Source organism: Bacillus sp. Marseille-Q3570 (assembly GCF_946151055.1).
Lineage (GTDB): Bacteria > Bacillota > Bacilli > Bacillales > Fictibacillaceae > Pseudalkalibacillus.
In genome coordinates this window covers 14,000-30,496 of sequence record NZ_CAMGYZ010000019.1, presented here as the reverse complement: position 1 = coordinate 30,496, position 16,497 = coordinate 14,000, and the positions used below count along the sequence as shown (strand labels likewise).

Annotated in this window: 17 protein-coding genes and 1 pseudogene; 5 read left to right on the top strand and 13 right to left on the bottom strand. The window is 36.0% G+C overall.

Features of this window, described 5'->3' with window-relative positions; translation table 11 throughout:
• Window positions 1–56 precede the first annotated feature (56 nt).
• From N8M93_RS20145 to N8M93_RS20135, 3 genes are all read right to left on the bottom strand, one after another.
• Complete coding sequence (locus N8M93_RS20145; protein ID WP_261134438.1) at window positions 57–1,067, bottom strand: phosphotransferase family protein; 1,011 nt, start codon at window positions 1,065–1,067, stop codon at window positions 57–59.
• A gap of 123 nt (window positions 1,068–1,190) precedes the next feature.
• Window positions 1,191–1,433 carry a hypothetical protein gene (locus tag N8M93_RS20140; RefSeq protein WP_261134437.1) on the bottom strand — a complete coding sequence of 81 codons (243 nt, stop codon included), beginning with the start codon at window positions 1,431–1,433 and terminating at the stop codon, window positions 1,191–1,193.
• Between the two features lie 122 nt (window positions 1,434–1,555).
• The gene (locus tag N8M93_RS20135; protein WP_261134436.1) at window positions 1,556–1,777 is read right to left on the bottom strand and encodes a hypothetical protein; all 222 of its coding nucleotides are present in this window, start codon (window positions 1,775–1,777) and stop codon (window positions 1,556–1,558) included.
• 709 nt (window positions 1,778–2,486) lie between these two features.
• On the opposite strand from N8M93_RS20135, the gene N8M93_RS20130 reads away from it, so the two are divergent.
• Genes N8M93_RS20130 through N8M93_RS20115 form a run of 4 tightly spaced genes read left to right on the top strand, consistent with a single transcriptional unit; the run spans window position 2,487 to window position 6,130 of the window.
• Window positions 2,487–2,774: an acyl carrier protein gene (locus N8M93_RS20130; protein ID WP_261134435.1), complete on the top strand. Its 288-nt coding sequence runs from the start codon at window positions 2,487–2,489 to the stop codon at window positions 2,772–2,774.
• On the top strand, window positions 2,761–3,864 hold the full coding sequence (locus N8M93_RS20125) for a ThiF family adenylyltransferase (protein ID WP_261134433.1): 1,104 nt from the start codon (window positions 2,761–2,763) through the stop codon (window positions 3,862–3,864). Before N8M93_RS20130 ends, N8M93_RS20125 begins: the two co-directional genes overlap by 14 nt.
• Window positions 3,861–4,853, top strand: coding sequence for a hypothetical protein (locus N8M93_RS20120; RefSeq protein ID WP_261134432.1), 993 nt, complete (start codon window positions 3,861–3,863; stop codon window positions 4,851–4,853). Before N8M93_RS20125 ends, N8M93_RS20120 begins: the two co-directional genes overlap by 4 nt.
• 2 nt (window positions 4,854–4,855) lie before the next feature.
• Window positions 4,856–6,130 (top strand): MFS transporter, encoded by a 1,275-nt coding sequence (locus N8M93_RS20115; protein ID WP_261134431.1) that lies wholly within the window; start codon window positions 4,856–4,858, stop codon window positions 6,128–6,130.
• A 744-nt stretch (window positions 6,131–6,874) separates the two neighbouring features.
• On the opposite strand, the gene N8M93_RS20110 is transcribed toward N8M93_RS20115, so the two are convergent.
• Window positions 6,875–8,239: an MATE family efflux transporter gene (locus N8M93_RS20110; RefSeq protein ID WP_261134430.1), complete on the bottom strand. Its 1,365-nt coding sequence runs from the start codon at window positions 8,237–8,239 to the stop codon at window positions 6,875–6,877.
• 284 nt (window positions 8,240–8,523) lie between these two features.
• On the opposite strand from N8M93_RS20110, the gene N8M93_RS20105 reads away from it, so the two are divergent.
• Window positions 8,524–9,096 carry a hypothetical protein gene (locus N8M93_RS20105; protein ID WP_261134429.1) on the top strand — a complete coding sequence of 191 codons (573 nt, stop codon included), beginning with the start codon at window positions 8,524–8,526 and terminating at the stop codon, window positions 9,094–9,096.
• 91 nt (window positions 9,097–9,187) lie between these two features.
• On the opposite strand, the gene N8M93_RS20100 is transcribed toward N8M93_RS20105, so the two are convergent.
• The 9 genes and pseudogenes from N8M93_RS20100 to blaOXA all read right to left on the bottom strand — a co-directional run bounded on the left by N8M93_RS20100 (window position 9,188) and on the right by blaOXA (window position 16,488).
• A complete protein-coding gene (locus tag N8M93_RS20100; protein WP_261134428.1) occupies window positions 9,188–9,817 on the bottom strand; it encodes a sulfotransferase family protein in 630 nt (209 codons plus the stop codon).
• Window positions 9,818–9,923: 106 nt separating this feature from the next.
• On the bottom strand, window positions 9,924–11,249 hold the full coding sequence (locus N8M93_RS20095) for a TrkH family potassium uptake protein (RefSeq protein ID WP_261134427.1): 1,326 nt from the start codon (window positions 11,247–11,249) through the stop codon (window positions 9,924–9,926).
• Window positions 11,250–11,251: 2 nt separating this feature from the next.
• The gene (locus N8M93_RS20090; protein ID WP_261134426.1) at window positions 11,252–11,920 is read right to left on the bottom strand and encodes a TrkA family potassium uptake protein; all 669 of its coding nucleotides are present in this window, start codon (window positions 11,918–11,920) and stop codon (window positions 11,252–11,254) included.
• 268 nt (window positions 11,921–12,188) lie between these two features.
• On the bottom strand, window positions 12,189–13,598 hold the full coding sequence (locus N8M93_RS20085) for a bifunctional UDP-sugar hydrolase/5'-nucleotidase (RefSeq protein WP_261134425.1): 1,410 nt from the start codon (window positions 13,596–13,598) through the stop codon (window positions 12,189–12,191).
• 127 nt (window positions 13,599–13,725) lie between these two features.
• Window positions 13,726–14,160: an SRPBCC family protein gene (locus N8M93_RS20080; RefSeq protein WP_261134423.1), complete on the bottom strand. Its 435-nt coding sequence runs from the start codon at window positions 14,158–14,160 to the stop codon at window positions 13,726–13,728.
• A gap of 265 nt (window positions 14,161–14,425) precedes the next feature.
• Window positions 14,426–14,512: pseudogene (locus N8M93_RS22825) on the bottom strand (enoyl-CoA hydratase); the annotation flags it as partial.
• 57 nt (window positions 14,513–14,569) lie between these two features.
• A complete protein-coding gene (locus N8M93_RS20070; RefSeq protein WP_261134421.1) occupies window positions 14,570–15,187 on the bottom strand; it encodes a chloramphenicol phosphotransferase CPT family protein in 618 nt (205 codons plus the stop codon).
• Window positions 15,090–15,422: a hypothetical protein gene (locus tag N8M93_RS20065; protein WP_261134497.1), complete on the bottom strand. Its 333-nt coding sequence runs from the start codon at window positions 15,420–15,422 to the stop codon at window positions 15,090–15,092. Before N8M93_RS20065 ends, N8M93_RS20070 begins: the two co-directional genes overlap by 98 nt.
• A gap of 262 nt (window positions 15,423–15,684) precedes the next feature.
• On the bottom strand, window positions 15,685–16,488 hold the full coding sequence (gene blaOXA / locus N8M93_RS20060) for a class D beta-lactamase (protein WP_396125741.1): 804 nt from the start codon (window positions 16,486–16,488) through the stop codon (window positions 15,685–15,687).
• Window positions 16,489–16,497: the final 9 nt, after the last annotated feature.

Below are 16,497 nucleotides of genomic sequence, written 5' to 3'. Positions count from 1 at the left end.
CCTGAATCGCCCCCGATAACGGATTACGAACGTTATAACAAAGTCATCTAAATGGATCAATCGATCAGCTTTGCCACAGTATCTGTGTATCTCGCTGCCCAGTCAGAGAATGGAAGATCCTCATCCCACGTAACCTTCCCTATTGCCTTTGCACATCCCCAATCCAAGATTCTTTGGTGGAGCATATGTACTTGTAATCTTTGTCTGTATCCTTCTTTTTCCACTGATCCACCCAAATAATGAGATAATAAATGCTTTGTTACCTCTATTTCATCCTTATCAATATATATCGTTATCATCTTGATCAAATCGGAGATCGGATCACCAAAATAAGCGTTGGTAAAATCGAATACCCCACTTATATGAAGTTCATTAGATTCACCGCTTACTAAAAAATTTCCTGGTTTGAAATCTCCCATTACAAAGGTAGGTGAAGATAGATCTTCAAATGTACATTTTGCATTTTCCAATATAGCTTCTACCCATTCAACGTCTTCAGTAGTTATTTGGGAGTACTTCTTGGCATCATTAAACCAATACCTAATCCTATTATAAAGCCAAGTAGCATATGATCCTTCAAAAGGAAGTATAGTTAAGTCTTTAGTATCTAGATCACCATATTGACTTCCTTTCCAACTATGAAAATCAAGAAGGGCTTCTGCAATTAAGCCCGCAATTTTAAACTTGTCTTGTCGTTTTAAATTACTTGATAGTTGCTTTGAATTTAGATGCATTCCTGGTAGGCGAGGCATTAATGAATAATTCCAGCCAAAAATATCATCTGAATCATCTAAAAGGTAAGGAGTAGGGACGTTAACATTTGTCTGTTTACGTAATTCTTCTACAAAAAACTTTTCTTCTATCAATTGTCCAGGGTACAATGGATTTCCTTTGAAGACGAACTCTCCTTCAGTTGAAAAAACAAATCTTGTTTGTTTCATTACACCCTGTTCTGTATTTCTTGAAGAGATAAGCCTTCCTAAATTAAATTTATCCAGCATTGACTGTAATTGATCATTGGTTATCACACCTAATTTGTTAGATGAAAAGATGATTTTTGAAGTCAATTAAATCCTCTCCCTACTATTAATTGACGAAACAAATACCTTCTTCAACACCCATCGTTAATAGTCCTACCAGAAAAATACAAATTAGGACGATTAATTTATCACCCTCGTTTACGTAGTAAACTATTTAGATTGGCTTAGAACCTTTCTTGCTTTTGGGATATCCTTATTAAATACTTTAATCTTATGAACAACAGGACCCGCAAACTGTATTGCGGTTTTATCTCCTGTTTCCACTTTATAATCAACAATACCCATAGACTCAAGCTTTTCTTTAGCTTTTAGAAATTCGCCAGCATCAGGGGTGACAAACACAACAGTCATTCTTGAAGAAAAGAATTTCTTAACTAACTTGAAAAAAATCACCAATACCCCCTAATCTTTATTACTTCGAAATAATTCTTTATTCAATTAAACTCCCCGATAATTAGATATTAAGCGAAAAGAGGCGATCCTTCTTAGATTATCGCCCCCTTTTCTTGAAGAAGTTATGCATAGAAACCGATTGAATTTAAAATCATCACACCAAGTATTGATACAACCGTCCCTGTCACTGTTGTTACTAATACAGTTTTTGCTGTTTTCGTTTCCACCCAAACCGTAATTCCAATAATCACCGTAAATAAGATCCCAAAAAATAATGAAGCAAACGGATTAGTGGGAGTTATCCAATCAAACCAACTAATAAATTTCAAATTAATCCCCTCCATACTTATACCTCATTCCATTTATACCCCCGTTTGTTTAATAAAATTATTTCTTTTTAGACTTTCTTTCTACAAGGACCCATCCAAAGGCAGAAGCAGAAGAGATAACTAATACTTGAATCATTTCATCAACCCCTAGATCAGAGGGCTTAAATATTGACCCAAAATCATCATCAGGATAAAGAAGGCTTAAAGTAAATTAAAACCTACCTAGTGTTCGACTCAAGTTACGTCCCCCTTCTTGAAATTTCATTCATAATTCTTAATTTGGCTACTAGGACTAAATAACTAAATATGGAATTATGCACTATAATATTCCTCCTTTTGCAAATCCCTTCTATTAAGGGCTTTGAACCTATTATATTACCTTGATCATAATAGAAATAAGTTAAAAAATCCCTTTGTATTGGGGTTTAACACATATTAATTCTAACAAAAACGTTAAATAGGTATTATGTATCAATTATCAATATTTGTAAAAATAAGTATTTGTTAGGAAATTCCGCTAATGTTACAATCGACTCGTACCGGTACAAAAAGACTACATATTAGGAGGTAATTTACATGAAAATGAAACTTAAGTCTATCGTACGTGAAAAGCAAAGCTGTAACAATAACTGCTAATAAGATTTTACTAGAACCTTAAAACAAAAATTGGCCAGAAAAAATATTTTATTTTTTCTGGCCTTTAAACAAAAGGAAGGGATATAATATGAATCTTAATGAATTAGAGAATATACTATTTAAAAAATTCCAAGAATTTCTCACCGATCGAGCAATTGAAATGCCAGATGATTTATCAATACAAAAAAGAATTCTTGATGTTGAGGATTTAGACTCTTTAGATGTCACTGAGTTATTTATAAATTTTGAGGAAGAACTTGGGATAGAATTTCCAGATAAGTTTCAAGATTTTGAGGCTATGAAATCAATTTCGTCAATAGCAAAATATATAGAGGCAAATTATCAAATTGGTGGTAACAGAGTTGAAACATTATAAATTTAAAAATTCAGTAAAATTACTTATAAATAGCTCTAAGGATGAATTACATATCATTTTTTTAAATGAACACAAGGAACTAGTTATTGAAGTCGATCAAATTTCCCTAAAATTAGTCGAATTAATTGGTGATTCCTGTGATTTAGATAATATATATAAAACGCTAACTAATGAATACCCCAAGTTAACTATCCCAGAAATTCAAGAACATATAGATTTTTTAGAAGAATTAAACGTTATCGAACGAGTTTCGGGACATTCTCAAACAAATATTGATACAGATTTTTTATGTAGACAAGTAAACTTTTTTGGTGATTTTTCCTCATCAAAACTTAATGAGTTCCATGTTCAGGAAATATTATCAAACTCACATGTTGCTATTGTTGGAGTTGGGGCTATAGGAAGCTGGATTGCCTATAATTTAGTCCAATCAGGAATTGAAAACATGACAATTATTGATCCGGATGTAATATCAATTTCAAATTTAAGTAGACAGGCTTTATATTTTAGAGATGATATAGGTAACTATAAAGTGGATGTGTTAGCAAATAGATTAAGAAGTATTAACCCAAATGCTAAAATCACAAAAAGAAAAGAATACATTAATGAGTCTAATGATCTTGTATGTATATCTGAAAATGTAGATTTAGTTATTAATTGTTCAGATCAACCAAATGCTTATACAACAGGTATGATTATATCCAAGTACTGTATAGAAAAAAATGTTCCCCATATTAATGGAATAGGCTATAGAGGAAACATATGCCGCTTAGGTACCACAACTATTCCTCATAAGACAATGTGCTGGAGTTGTATACATCAAAATAAAGATTGGGATTTAGGTAAATTAACAGAGTTAAAGTTTGATAAACATACACCAGCTGCCGGTAGTATATCTTCTCTAACATCTTTAATAGCTTCTATTCATTCCTGGGAAGCAATTAAGGTATTATCACCAATATTTTCTCCAATATTAATCAATAAGTCCGGTGAACTAGACTTTAATAATCTAACCATTAATTGGTATGAGGAAAAACAAAAGGTAGATTGTAATATTTGTTCTAGAAAAATTACAGAGGTGACGGTATGACAACAAAAATTACTATCCCAAAAAGACAAGATATGTTTTTATTTGATTCATTAATTGATGACTATTCTTTTTATAAAGAATCATCAATTGAGTATAAAAATTTAGATGAGTTAGAAGAGTTCTTTTTATCAGTTAGAGAACAAGCTGTAAGTAGTCAAATTAATGATTTAAGAGTAGCCTATAGTCAAATCGTTGAAAATGTCCAACTTACAAACGTAGGAAAAAACATTAAAGAAAAATTCGAAATAGCCCATAAATATTTCATTCGTGACTACTATGAAAGTCCAGTGTATTATGCAATACATCTCCTGTTTTTTAATAATAAGGACTTTGTTCATAATAATGTTGAATTTGAAGGACTTGATATCTTATTTGAAGAATTGAGTAAAAATAGAACAGTGATTCTAAATGGTCTACATATGGATCTATATCAAATATTACTTAATTATGTTGCCGAAAAATTAAAGGACTACACAATATCACTATATGGTGTGGAGCAATCACTTAGAAAGATAGAAAAAATAAATAGTATTTATACACCCAACATAAGCAATATAGAATACAGTTACATTGACAGCTTGGATGACAAGCCTTATCCATTAATATTTAAAAAAGCATTCAAGGATATTAAAGATAATAAAATAGTGGCAATACCACCTGAAGTATCGATGGGAATTGGCCCAAAAGAAAAAACTAAATTGGTTGGCTTAGATGTAGTATTACCACAAGGAAGTGCCTTATTAAGCCATAAGTATTCAATTCCTGTTATAGTTGTCCATACTATAAGACTGAATAATAGTAAAATAAAAATCACATTTGAGAAGCCTATATATCCAAATAAAGAGAATACAAAAGAAAATATTAGGAGCCAATCAAAAGAGATTTTCCAACAAATAAGTGACATTGTATCTTTTTATCCTGAAACGTGGTCTGGTTATGATGTGTTAAATTATTTAATGGAGGGTGCTTACAAGAAGGGGGAATTCTGAATTTGTCATCATTAATTAGAAATAAGAATTTCATATTATTTATGTTCTCTAGAAGTAGTGCAAATATTGGTGATAGTATATACTTTATTGCACTACTATGGACTGTACAAGTTATCACAAATTCTACATCAGCAACAGGATATGTATATACTGCATTTACTATAGCAACTTTATTTAGTGTAATGTTTGGACCAGTTTTAGATAGGTATAATCCTGCCCTTATAGCAGGTATAGCATTGTTTGCACAATCATTATTAATTTCATGTATAACTCTAGCATATTTAAACAATTACAGTTCTTTAATTTTGATTATTTCATTGGTTTTTGTATCCTCTATATTTTCTTCAATTTTTTATCCTGCTGATAATTCTTTGTTTACAAAAATAGTTGAAGAAAATGAATACTTAAGTGGAAATTCCTTAATTAGTTCATCTGATCAAATGGTTAATTTGTTAGGTTTTTTAGCTGGAGGATCACTCATTACATTCTTAGGTACTACAACTTCTTTTGCTATTTCAGCAGCTACTATTATAATCGCTGGTATTACATACGTTGTACTTTTAAAAATGAATCCCATCGCAAAAAAAAATAAACAACCTATTAAAAAAGTAAAGCTTACTCTTAGAATGAAAAAATATATTGTTGAACTAAATCAGGGAATCCAATTTATAAAAACAAATAAGTTTTTAAGATTAGTTTTACCGTTTGGTGCAATATCAAACGCTGTAATGGCTATTTTAATAATAATATTGCCATCTATTGGTGTTAAAGAAGGTTCAGCTTTATACTATAGTGGTATTTATGTAGCTTTTTTTATTGGTTTTATTATTGGGGCGATTTCAACTAATTTTCTAAAAACAAACGGTTTAACCATTTCATTAGCATGGATTGGAAATGGTCTCGCCTTATTTCTATTTTCATTTATGAGCAATTGGTGGTTAATCTGTGGAACAATACTACTTTTTGGGATGTTCTCTGGAGTACTTAATATTGTACAAAACACCTTAATTCAAAGTATGACTCCCCCTGACATGATGGGGAGAGTTATGTCAGCGTTGACAACACTAAATAATATTGCAACCCCAATTGGTGGTTTAATTGGTGGTACTTTAGCATTAATTTTAAATCTTAATATTATTGTTTTATTGGCAGCAGTAATCTTGTTTTTATGTGGTTTTATATTGTTAGTGCTTAAATCAATTCGTAATTTTGACTTAGACAAAGCAAAAGAAGTTAAGCAAGATAATGACCTTTCTAATGTTGTTACCGTAAATTGATTTTCAACTTTCATTTACTTTATCCAACATATAGCCCCTATTGTTATCAATTATTAATTGGTAAACAATAGGGGTTTCTCTCTCCAAGATATATCGTTACCAGGCTTATGCCACCGATTGTTCAATTCAACATAATATCTTTTTGCTAGTTAACCTTTTTTTCTATAAATGTCCAAACCAAATAAATAATAAGTGTCGTCCCCAGTACAATTAGCAAACCATTCATCATTAGGTTAGTGTCTGGTTCTTGAATGATTTGAAATCTGTTTCCGTCTCTATCGTGAAAATGTATTTCATGACCATCGTAACTCAAAGTAAAATATGAAATAACTAAACTAATAATTATACCGCCTATTATTGAAACAATCTTTTTCAACATGTACCCCTACCTAAGATTTCTTTTTATCAATATTATTTACGAATTGTTATGTTTTGTGTTTTAGGTTTTATTCCAGAATACTGCCCTTTTCTTGAATAACGTACATAAATGTTTCCATCAGTATTTTAACATATTTTTCTAGTTCTATTAGTTTCATATAAAATCACACGACAAAAGCTCTGTTGAAATAACAACTCTACAATATTTATTTTCATCCCTTGTGAATTCCATTTAATTAAAAAAAGTGATTTGTACAACCCGTTAACGATTGATCAGCTTATTTTTTTCATAAGAAATAGCAGCACAAACCATGGCCTTGGTTTGTGCTGCTAATCTTGATCTATATCATAATCTTTTATTGAATGTCATGTTGCTTTGTCCAAAGATTCAGACCGTACGAAACTCATATCCAACCATACCTTTGAACGCCATCTCCAAAGCATGAGTATTCCTCTTAACCACTCATCTAAAATGAACGCAATCCAGATTCCGACCAGGCCAAGATTGAAGTGGATCCCCAACAGGTATGCTACAGGGACAGAAATCCCCCACATTGACAAAATACCCAGATAAACTGGAAACTTCACATCACCTGCAGCACGGAGGGCATTAATGACGACAAGGTTGAACGAACGTCCCGGCTCAAGTATGATCGTCAACAATATCAAGATACTTCCTGTCCGGATGATTTCATCATTATCTGTGAATATACCAAGCAATTCATTTGAAAAAAGATAAAATAAAAATGATATTCCAGTGGATATGATCATCGCAATCCTCAAACTTTTCAAACACCTTGAATAAGCTTTCTCATGGTTGCCTTCACCTACAAGGTGTCCGATCAGAATTTGTGTCCCTTGACCGATTGCAACTCCGAATAAAAGGGCAAACATCATCAGGTTCTGAGTGTATACTTTTGTCGTCAATGCTACAGTCCCTAACGAAGTGATGAATATCGTGATCATCATCTGTGACGTATTGTAAGAAACATGCTCCCCCGCCGTGGGCACTCCAATTTTCAACAAATCCAATGTGTGTTTTTTTGCATATCCGAGTAACTGTTTAAATGGGACGAGAATCCGTTTCAAAAGAATGACAAAAATGAAGATCAATCCAATTGCACGGCTGACAACCGTAGAAATCGCAACCCCTTTCACACCCATTTCAGGAAATCCAAATTGCCCGAATATCAATACATAGTTCCCGAATATATTCATGATATTGATCCCGATTGTGATGTACATCGCATCCTTCGTAAATCCATAGCTCCTCAGACTAGCTCCAATTGTCATCAGCAATGCCTGTACAAATGAAAAAAGACCCACGATTTGCAAGTAGAAAACAGCTCGATCCATCAACTCGCCTGGAAGGTGCATTGCAACCAGGATCTTTTCCGCAAATAGAAACAATACTCCGCTTAAGAACAGACTAAAGACAGAGTTAACTCCTATGGATACTACCACGATTTCGGCAGCTGTCCCATCTTGTTTCGCACCAAGATGCTGAGCTACCATGATGGCTGTCCCGGTGGCGATGAAACCGAACATGACGATTACAAGTTGAAGTACCTGATTGGATACACCGACCGCCGCAACTGCATCATCATTATACTGGCTTAGCATCAAGGTATCTGCACTTCCCATTATCATATGCAAAAGGATTTCGATGAAAATCGGCCATGTGAGAGCAAATAAGGTCAGTTTACGTTTGTCCATGCTTGAAGTGCTCATCTACCTCAACCTCTCTAAAGAAAACTCAGTAAAGCCAAGCCATTGGCGTAGGCTGAGCCTTAATTGCACTTATATTGAAGAAAATATTTATACTCTCTTATAGTGTAAAAAAGTGAAAACCAACGAATTTGTTGCAATCGTTCTTTTTTATGAAAGTAATCATACCAATAGCTTTTCATCTCTGCAAAGATTAAACATTGATGTTCGAAACTTCAAAAAAACACATAATATCCCAATATGCATATAGTGACATATGAATTATACATCGAAAAGGGGATTGGAAAATGTATCATCGGACAGAACATCCACGTCAATTGCCTCCATTCGGGCCAGGGGGAATCGGAGGCTTTGGAGGAATAGGAGGTATTGGTGGTTTTGGTGGTATTGGAGGAGGAATGGGGAGTGTCGGGATACCTACCATATTGCCTGGTCAATTGACCCTGCAGCAGCAACAGCAAGTCCAGCAGATTCTCCCGACACTTTCCCGACCTACCTTTGGGCCACCTCAGAACTTGATCAATCTTTTTTCAACATTGTCAGCCATGCCTCAATCACAGCTTCAATTTTTGATTGGACAACAGCCACAAAGTGCGACACAGGTTTTCTCACTGCTCGGATTTCAGAGGCGCCCTCATACTGAATACACTGATGACATTGAAACAGACGAAAGAATTAATGGAATCTGGGGTTGCCAGGGAAGATGGACGTTGATCTTTTATCTGACACCATTTGGGGGAATCGGCATCGCTCTTGCATGGGTAGCTTTTGTCAACTTTTTTATCACAATCGGATTCTGTTACCCGACCTTCGCGCCGTGCTTCTTCTACACACCGCAAATCTTACTCGCACTCTGTTGATCTATTGCAGTTTAAAAAGGGTTGGTCATCGCCAACCTTTTTTCTGTCTGGATCGGACTTGGATTCAACCACCTCCTGTATTCTTGTAGTCTTAGAATGTATATTTGAATAAATCAATCTCTTTCTTATAATAGTTTCCAATTAGCTCTCTTTGATCCTCATTATATTGCGTACAATAATGGTCGCGGTTTTTCCTGAATTGTCCTTTTGCCTTTGGTAGCCAACCATCGAAAGGAAGTGAAATCGTATCACAAATTGATTTCAAATCATTTTCTAAGTTTTCATATCTCCCAATGTAATCGACTACTGAGTCATTATCAATTGTGTAGATCGGGAAGTTATAAGCATATTGATAACCTCCACGTGACAAGAATTCATCAAAACTTTCTTTTTGAGGGTCTCTTACAAGAAAGTAGTACAAAGAAATAACTTTGTCCCAAGGGTTTCTATCGAAACAAAACTTATAATAAGAGTTCCAAATATCTTCCCCTATCAAAGACTTTATTTTATTAGCAGAATCATGATTATAAAAATTCGTTTGACCAATTTGATTGTTTTGCGGATATTTCCCCAGTGCTGCTCTAATCTTCTCATCTTCAGGCATGATAGGTGTGATAATATCACGATCACCACAATATCTCGACAATGAAATTTCAATACTGGTTCCTGCTGTTTTTTTCGTTTTCAAAAAAATAAACTTATATTTATGGGATATGATCATTCCTCTTATTTCCTCTCTAGCTTATATGACAGACTATCTAATATCTTATTCAAAATCTATTTTGTTCGGAACAGCTTTTCCTTAGCAGTACGTGCGATTACTTTTGCTATCCAGTTAAAATTTCTTCCTTCGGATAACGGATTCCATTTTTATCAGGGTATGCCAGAGAAAAAGCCAATGTTAAAGGTCCGATTTTTCCCACAAACATGATACAAAGAATTACCAGTTTCCCGACCTCTGTTAAATCTCCTGTCAAGCCCATTGACAATCCTACTGTTCCAAATGCAGAAATGGTTTCAAACAGAATTGCAATGAATGGGGCATTCTCTGTTATATCCAAAATAAAAACGCCTAGAAATACGACGAATATTCCGATAATCGAAATCGCTAGAGAACGGACGATAATCCGGTCTGTAATCGACCTCCTAAAAACCATGATATCTTCTTTTCTTTTTAGAAAAGTGATCACCGATAAAACCATCGCCAAAAAAGTGGTCAGTTTAATTCCGCCCCCAGTTGAGGCACTTCCAGCCCCAATAAACATCAGTATCATCATCAAGAATAGAGTCGCCTCATCCATACTTCCAATTTCAATCGTATTGAATCCCGCAGTTCTTGGGACTACTCCTTGAAAATAGGATGCCCATACTTTATTGGAGAAAGACAAGTTGCCCAGGGTTCCAGGGTTATTGTATTCCAAAATAAAGATGATGAATATTGCCAAAATATTAGTTATCAAAGTACCCACCAACATCAATTTTGAATGTAGGGATAGTTTTCGAAAATGACTCGTTTTGAAGATATCAAAAAGAACAGTAAATCCAATCCCACCAACTATGAACAGTATGGAGATGATCATATTGACAATCGGGTCCCCTACAAAACGTATCAAACTATCTGAATAAATTGAAAAACCAGCATTGTTAAAGGCCGAAACCGAATGAAAAACAGCAGAATAAAGCCCATGTTTCCATCCCATATGTGGTGCCCAATACAGGAACAAAATTAATGCAGCAAGCGTTTCTATTATCATAGAAAAGAGAAATAACCTTTTTACCAGATAAATCACTCCTCCAATATTGGTCTGATTGAGGGCCTGCTTTACGAGTAACCGTTCTTTCACTCCTATTTTCTTACCTAATAAAATAAAGATTAAGACAGCAAAAGTCATGATCCCCAGTCCGCCGATTTGGATTAAAGAAAGAATGATGATTTCACCGAAAAAAGTGAAAGCTTGTCCGGTATCCACAACAATTAGCCCTGTTACTGTCATTGCTGAGGTTGCAGTGAAGAATGCATCCATCCAAGTGATTCCTTCAGTTGTGGCATTAGGTAATTTTAATAAACATGTCCCAAGAATAATAAAAAAAAGGAAAATAAGGGATAAGAATTGGGGTGGACTGAAATTGATCACATATCTTCTGGGCTGCATGTCTATACACCTTCTTCCTCAAATCGGATCAAATCTTTGTTATGACCAATCAATACAAGGATGTCATCTTTCAAAATAATTTCCTCAGCAGAGGGAGCTACCTTTATCTTCTTACCACTTCTGATGGCACTGATGGTACAACCATACCTTGCTCTTGTATTCAATTGTAATAGCGAGCGATCAGCCACCTTTTTTGTCGCAACTACCTCAATGATACTGTGTTCTTTGGATAACTCGATGTAATCAATTATTTTTTCTGAGACGATATGATGAGCCACTCGGATCGCCATATCACGTTCAGGATGGATGATTCTGTCAGCTCCGATTTTTTCAAGAACTTTATGATGATATTCATTTTGTGCTTTCACCCATACATTTTTTACCCCTTGTTCTTTTAAATGGAGTGTGGTTAGAATACTCGCTTGTAAATTATCTCCTAAAGCAACAATTACATAATCGAAATTCCGAATTCCTAATGTTTCCATCGAATTTTCATCTACAGTGTCTACCTCAACAATATGTGTAGCAAGTTCACTATGCTTACTCACTTTGTCGCTATCAATATCCACCGCCAGGACATCTACTCCAAGCCTGTGAAATTCTTTAACGAGACTTCCCCCAAAACGCCCAAGACCAAGAACCGCAAATTGTTTATTTTTAAAATTTTTCAATCAATTTTCTCCTCCTTGTTCACTGACTTTAAAAAAGACCATTTTGAAGAATAGTCCGTACGAACGCTTTAACTCTAGTATGTTATGTTTCACTTATTGATAAACGTATATAAGTGAAGGTTATCAAGGCTTACTCCTCAAACCGGGTTCTATGATTATTGGATCCATTCCCCTAACTGAATAACAAAAAGAGGCATATCCTTATTCGGATATGCCTCTTTAAATTAAACATTGACCTCAGGGTATGCCGCTTTTTATTTACGAAAACTTAACATGATACGTTATCCATCTTCAATCTATTATTTTCCTTCAAATACATCATGAACACGTCTTTCACCATCAACGTTTTAGCGATATCAATCATTTTACATCCTTTGACAGGTGCATATCCGCAAACTTCTTCGTACAACAGGGGTGTTCCGCTGCCAACTGTGTATACCCGCTCTTCTTGTAATCGTTCGCCGTTCACCCTTATCTCTGAGATCACGCCATTCTGATCTGTCCATGAAACGCCAGAGAATCCTAATGATCCAATCGTGATTCCATGTGGACGGAACCCATTTCCGTAAACCTTTTTAGAGGTGAGTTCTTCTCTCAAACTATCTTTTATTAAACCTGCAATCTGCTTCCCTTTCATTTCGATCAACACAGGGGTGTGCATGCTTTTACAAATATCCAATACTTTGCCCCTCGTCAATTCACCTTTCTCCAGTCCTCCGATAGCCGCTCCACCATACATGATACCGATTTCTGCATCCCAAAAATTCCGTATGCCATCAGCCATGAGTTTGATGACATCTTCATGTGCTAGAGGCTCTTCGGTATAAGACAATACTTCCGATAGGAACTCATTCGTTTCGGCGCGCCCTCGTTCCAATATCGCAGTCATGCCAGGATCACACTCGGAGTCGAGATTGATTTCTATCAATTTACCGGTATACTTTTCTATTTTTTTATCTTCTAGATCAATTTCAAGTCGCAGTTCTCCAACATATTTCCCGTAAGATCCTGCCTGTACAATAATCACGCCGGATTCGACAATCGGACTTTCAAGAACCGTATGAGAGTGGGCACCAATAATCACGTCAACGACTCCACTTAAATTTTCGGCCAATTCAAGGTCAGCTTCATACCCCATGTGTGAAAGGAAAATGATAAAATCAGCCCCTTGATCACGTAAGTCGTCAACCGCTTTCTTTATTGAAGTCACTGTATCTCGATTACGAAAACCATGCTTATTTTCATAAAGATCTCCAAATTGATCGGTTGTTCCGAAAAGCCCTATCTTCAACTGACCTGCTTTTAATAACAGGGATTCTTTCATCCCTCCAATCGCTGATCCATCGCTTTCAGCCAAATTCAACAATAACCATGGAACGGTCGTTTCGAGACTATGCTTACGAATCAGTTCCGGAGTCGAACGCAACAATTCATTATTGCCTACTGACATCGCATGATAACCCACATCTGCCAACATCTCTAAATGCATGTTTCCTTGAGTGGCCAAACACTCATTGATACTCATATCCAGGTGATCGCCACCATCTAAAAGGAGATAATTCTCATTTTCGGAATCGAGTTCTTTCACCCGTTTCTTTATGTATGAAGCTTGTCTTAATAAGTATTCATAATTCGCGTGAAGATCATTTGTATGTATGATTGTGATCGCCTGTTTCATATGTCATCCCCTTTACCTTTTGTCCAATACCAATTATTTCAAAATATTCACCCGAACTCAATGATTATTTTCCTAATAAAGAGGCAGATCCTGATTCGGATATGCCTCTTCTAATAAGATTTACTACCTAAGCTTTATTGGAGATTTCACTATACTTTTTAAAATTGTCGAGAAACGCTTGCCAGCCTGCTTCCTGCATTTCAATGGGATTGTCACTTTCTGCTTCAAACGTCTCGATAATCTTCGTTTCATTCTCTTGAGGAACAAAACTGATCGTGACTTTTCTTCCATCGTCAAGCGTGTAGGAAATCAACTCGTGTATTTTCACTTCGTCATAGACACCACTGAAATCAAACCCAAAGCTACCATCCTTCGCTTCCATTCTTGTGTGGAACTTTCCGCCAGTCCTTAAATCATTTTCGGCATTCGGTGCATGCCAATCATCCGAAGCAAAACTCCATTTTGTTATATGCTGTGGCTCTGTCCAATATCTCCAAACTTCCTCAACTGGAGTGCGGACTGTCGTTTCTACCGTAATTGTCACTTTATTGCCTGTTTCCATTCCATGATCCTCCTCACTATAGTTAAATTATTTTGCTTTTGATGTATTTGAAGCGCTCAGGCAGATCGACCCTCCTCTCCGACTAAAACCTACCCTTTAGTTCCACAAGAAAAGCATTTCTCCTTCTTGAAGAAATGCTCCGGTTGAAAAATACTGAGCCTCAGTTTTATATAATGGCGCTTGAACGAAATTAACGACCCTCATGTGGGAACAGCGAGGCAGTTGAACCTCTAAGCGAACTAAGACTCGTCGTCCAGGGGTTTCCATCACCGGAAATCTTAGTGAATAATTCCACATCTTCTGCTGTGAAAGTACGTTCAAATGTAATCATATCCCCTACATTTAAAGCCAACTTTATTCCTCCTATTTCCATTTACTTTACAGTTGATTTTATTTCTTCATTTCTAATTTAAATATCCTTAATAATTTGAAAAGCTGTTAAAGGTTGATCATCTTCAAGTCTCTGTTGTATTTTGTTCGCACACTCTTCTACGGTTAACAGTGAGGTATCGACTTCCAAATCATAAATCCCTGGTTCGTGGACTGACATTTGCCATTTTCTTATTGGAACTGGAACTGAACCGTCTTTGGCATAACTAGAATTCCAGGTGTTGATACGACGTTCCATGATAACCTCGAGTGGACAGCATACTCCCACAAATAAAACAGGAAGACCGGTTAGTATTTGAGCGCATTTTGGTAGAATGCCAAGAGGAACAGAATAAGAATCATGATGACCGACATCCACGACTATGTTTAAACCTAAACGACTGTGTGATGCAATCGTTTCATACATCCCTTTGTACATCAGCATTATTAGAGGCTCAAGATCTGGTCGCTCTCCTCCAGGTCTTAATCCTATCCCTGGTAAAAATCGTTCTGGAGTCATTTCCATGACCTTATCTACACCTATGTTCATCCACACTCCCTCAAATGTATTTTGGATCTCCAGTGCTATGCTTGACTTTCCAGATCTGGGTGCCCCATTGAGGATAACGATTTGTCCAGGCTTCTCTGAAACTGTCATCAAGTTCCCTTCCTTCTTTCAAACTATGTAAATTCCATACTAATCTATAAAATACATTTTTAAATTTTTGAAGTGCCTGTAAATGGATTAATATCGTAGTCAAATCTTTCCCGGCATTCTTTTCCTCTTCTGAAACTCTTTTTCCTAACGATGCGTAATAGCAAATAATAACCCCTAAAGTTAATATACTACCAATAGACGTTACCCAAAAAACCAAATCATTGATTCTTCCCACCTCCCTATTGTGTCTACTTCAAAGAGAATGCAATACCATTTAATTTGTAAAATTATAGAACCTTTTCTGCTTGAGTACTATTCTATACGTTCTAGAATCTGAATAACACTCTAAGAATATCTGGAGAAAACCTAAAATCGTAAATACTCCTAGCAAGACAAAAATGAAGAGACTGATCAACCATTTATTCTACGTTAGTTACCTATTTTCAAATGAAACTTTGGGGACGGCTTGATGAAAAGCACGTCCCCATTTGTGATACTTAAAGTTCTTCACTTATAATGTCCATCTGCTTTAAGGTCTCTTTGACGATATTTTTTGCTTCGGTTCCGGTTCCGTCGAGGTTCACTGCAAACACCCAGGTGTCTTTTTCTGTGGTGATGAAACCGACATACCAGCCTAACCCGAAATCTGAAAGTCTTGTTCCAGTCTTTCCATGGAGTGTGTACGCATCTTGTTCCTCGTCAATCATCATCCGTTTTGCCGTTTTCTGATGTTCCTCTTCAAAGGGCAGTTGTTCCTTGACTAATTTTTCGATGAAGTCCAATTGTTCTCTTACAGTAATCTCAAGGCTGCTGTCCAGCCAGAATGTATCGATTCCGCCGGAGATATCTTGATTTCCATAGTTTATAAGGTTCACATACTTTTCCATTCGTTCTTCTCCGATATCACGGGCCATGTCTTGATAGTACCAGATCACAGAATGTCTCATACCTGAAGCAAGTGTATGATCCCGATTCCAATCCTCAAATTCCCTGGTTATGCCATCCCACCGTTTAACCTCATATTCATCTCTGACCGCTGATGTTTGGAGTCCGATCAAGGCGTTCGGTACTTTGAACGTCGATTCAGGCGTGAACCTTTCCCTGCTTCTCTCCTGGTTGTACACAAAAACGTTGTCATTTTTGAGATTTTTCAATACCATGGTCCCATCTTTTCCATTGAATAAAGCCTCGATGTCCAATTCTTTTTCATGTTTCCCCTGTGCACTCGTATCTGTTGACATCCCAGTCCAAACGAGCATGAGTGACAGCAATACAAACAAACCTGAACGAAAAAATTTCATCTTCTTCCT

What these genes read in the sequence shown, in the direction of transcription:
- N8M93_RS20135 (WP_261134436.1), bottom strand. Translation starts at nt 1,777, where the DNA reads ATGGAGGGGATTAATTTGAAATTTATTAGTTGGTTTGATTGGATAACT.
- N8M93_RS20130 (WP_261134435.1), top strand. Translation starts at nt 2,487, where the DNA reads ATGAATCTTAATGAATTAGAGAATATACTATTTAAAAAATTCCAAGAA.
- N8M93_RS20120 (WP_261134432.1), top strand. Translation starts at nt 3,861, where the DNA reads ATGACAACAAAAATTACTATCCCAAAAAGACAAGATATGTTTTTATTT.
- N8M93_RS20110 (WP_261134430.1), bottom strand. Translation starts at nt 8,239, where the DNA reads ATGAGCACTTCAAGCATGGACAAACGTAAACTGACCTTATTTGCTCTC.
- N8M93_RS20105 (WP_261134429.1), top strand. Translation starts at nt 8,524, where the DNA reads ATGTATCATCGGACAGAACATCCACGTCAATTGCCTCCATTCGGGCCA.
- N8M93_RS20100 (WP_261134428.1), bottom strand. Translation starts at nt 9,817, where the DNA reads ATGATCATATCCCATAAATATAAGTTTATTTTTTTGAAAACGAAAAAA.
- N8M93_RS20095 (WP_261134427.1), bottom strand. Translation starts at nt 11,249, where the DNA reads ATGCAGCCCAGAAGATATGTGATCAATTTCAGTCCACCCCAATTCTTA.
- N8M93_RS20085 (WP_261134425.1), bottom strand. Translation starts at nt 13,598, where the DNA reads ATGAAACAGGCGATCACAATCATACATACAAATGATCTTCACGCGAAT.
- N8M93_RS20080 (WP_261134423.1), bottom strand. Translation starts at nt 14,160, where the DNA reads ATGGAAACAGGCAATAAAGTGACAATTACGGTAGAAACGACAGTCCGC.
- N8M93_RS20070 (WP_261134421.1), bottom strand. Translation starts at nt 15,187, where the DNA reads ATGACAGTTTCAGAGAAGCCTGGACAAATCGTTATCCTCAATGGGGCA.
- blaOXA (WP_396125741.1), bottom strand. Translation starts at nt 16,488, where the DNA reads ATGAAATTTTTTCGTTCAGGTTTGTTTGTATTGCTGTCACTCATGCTC.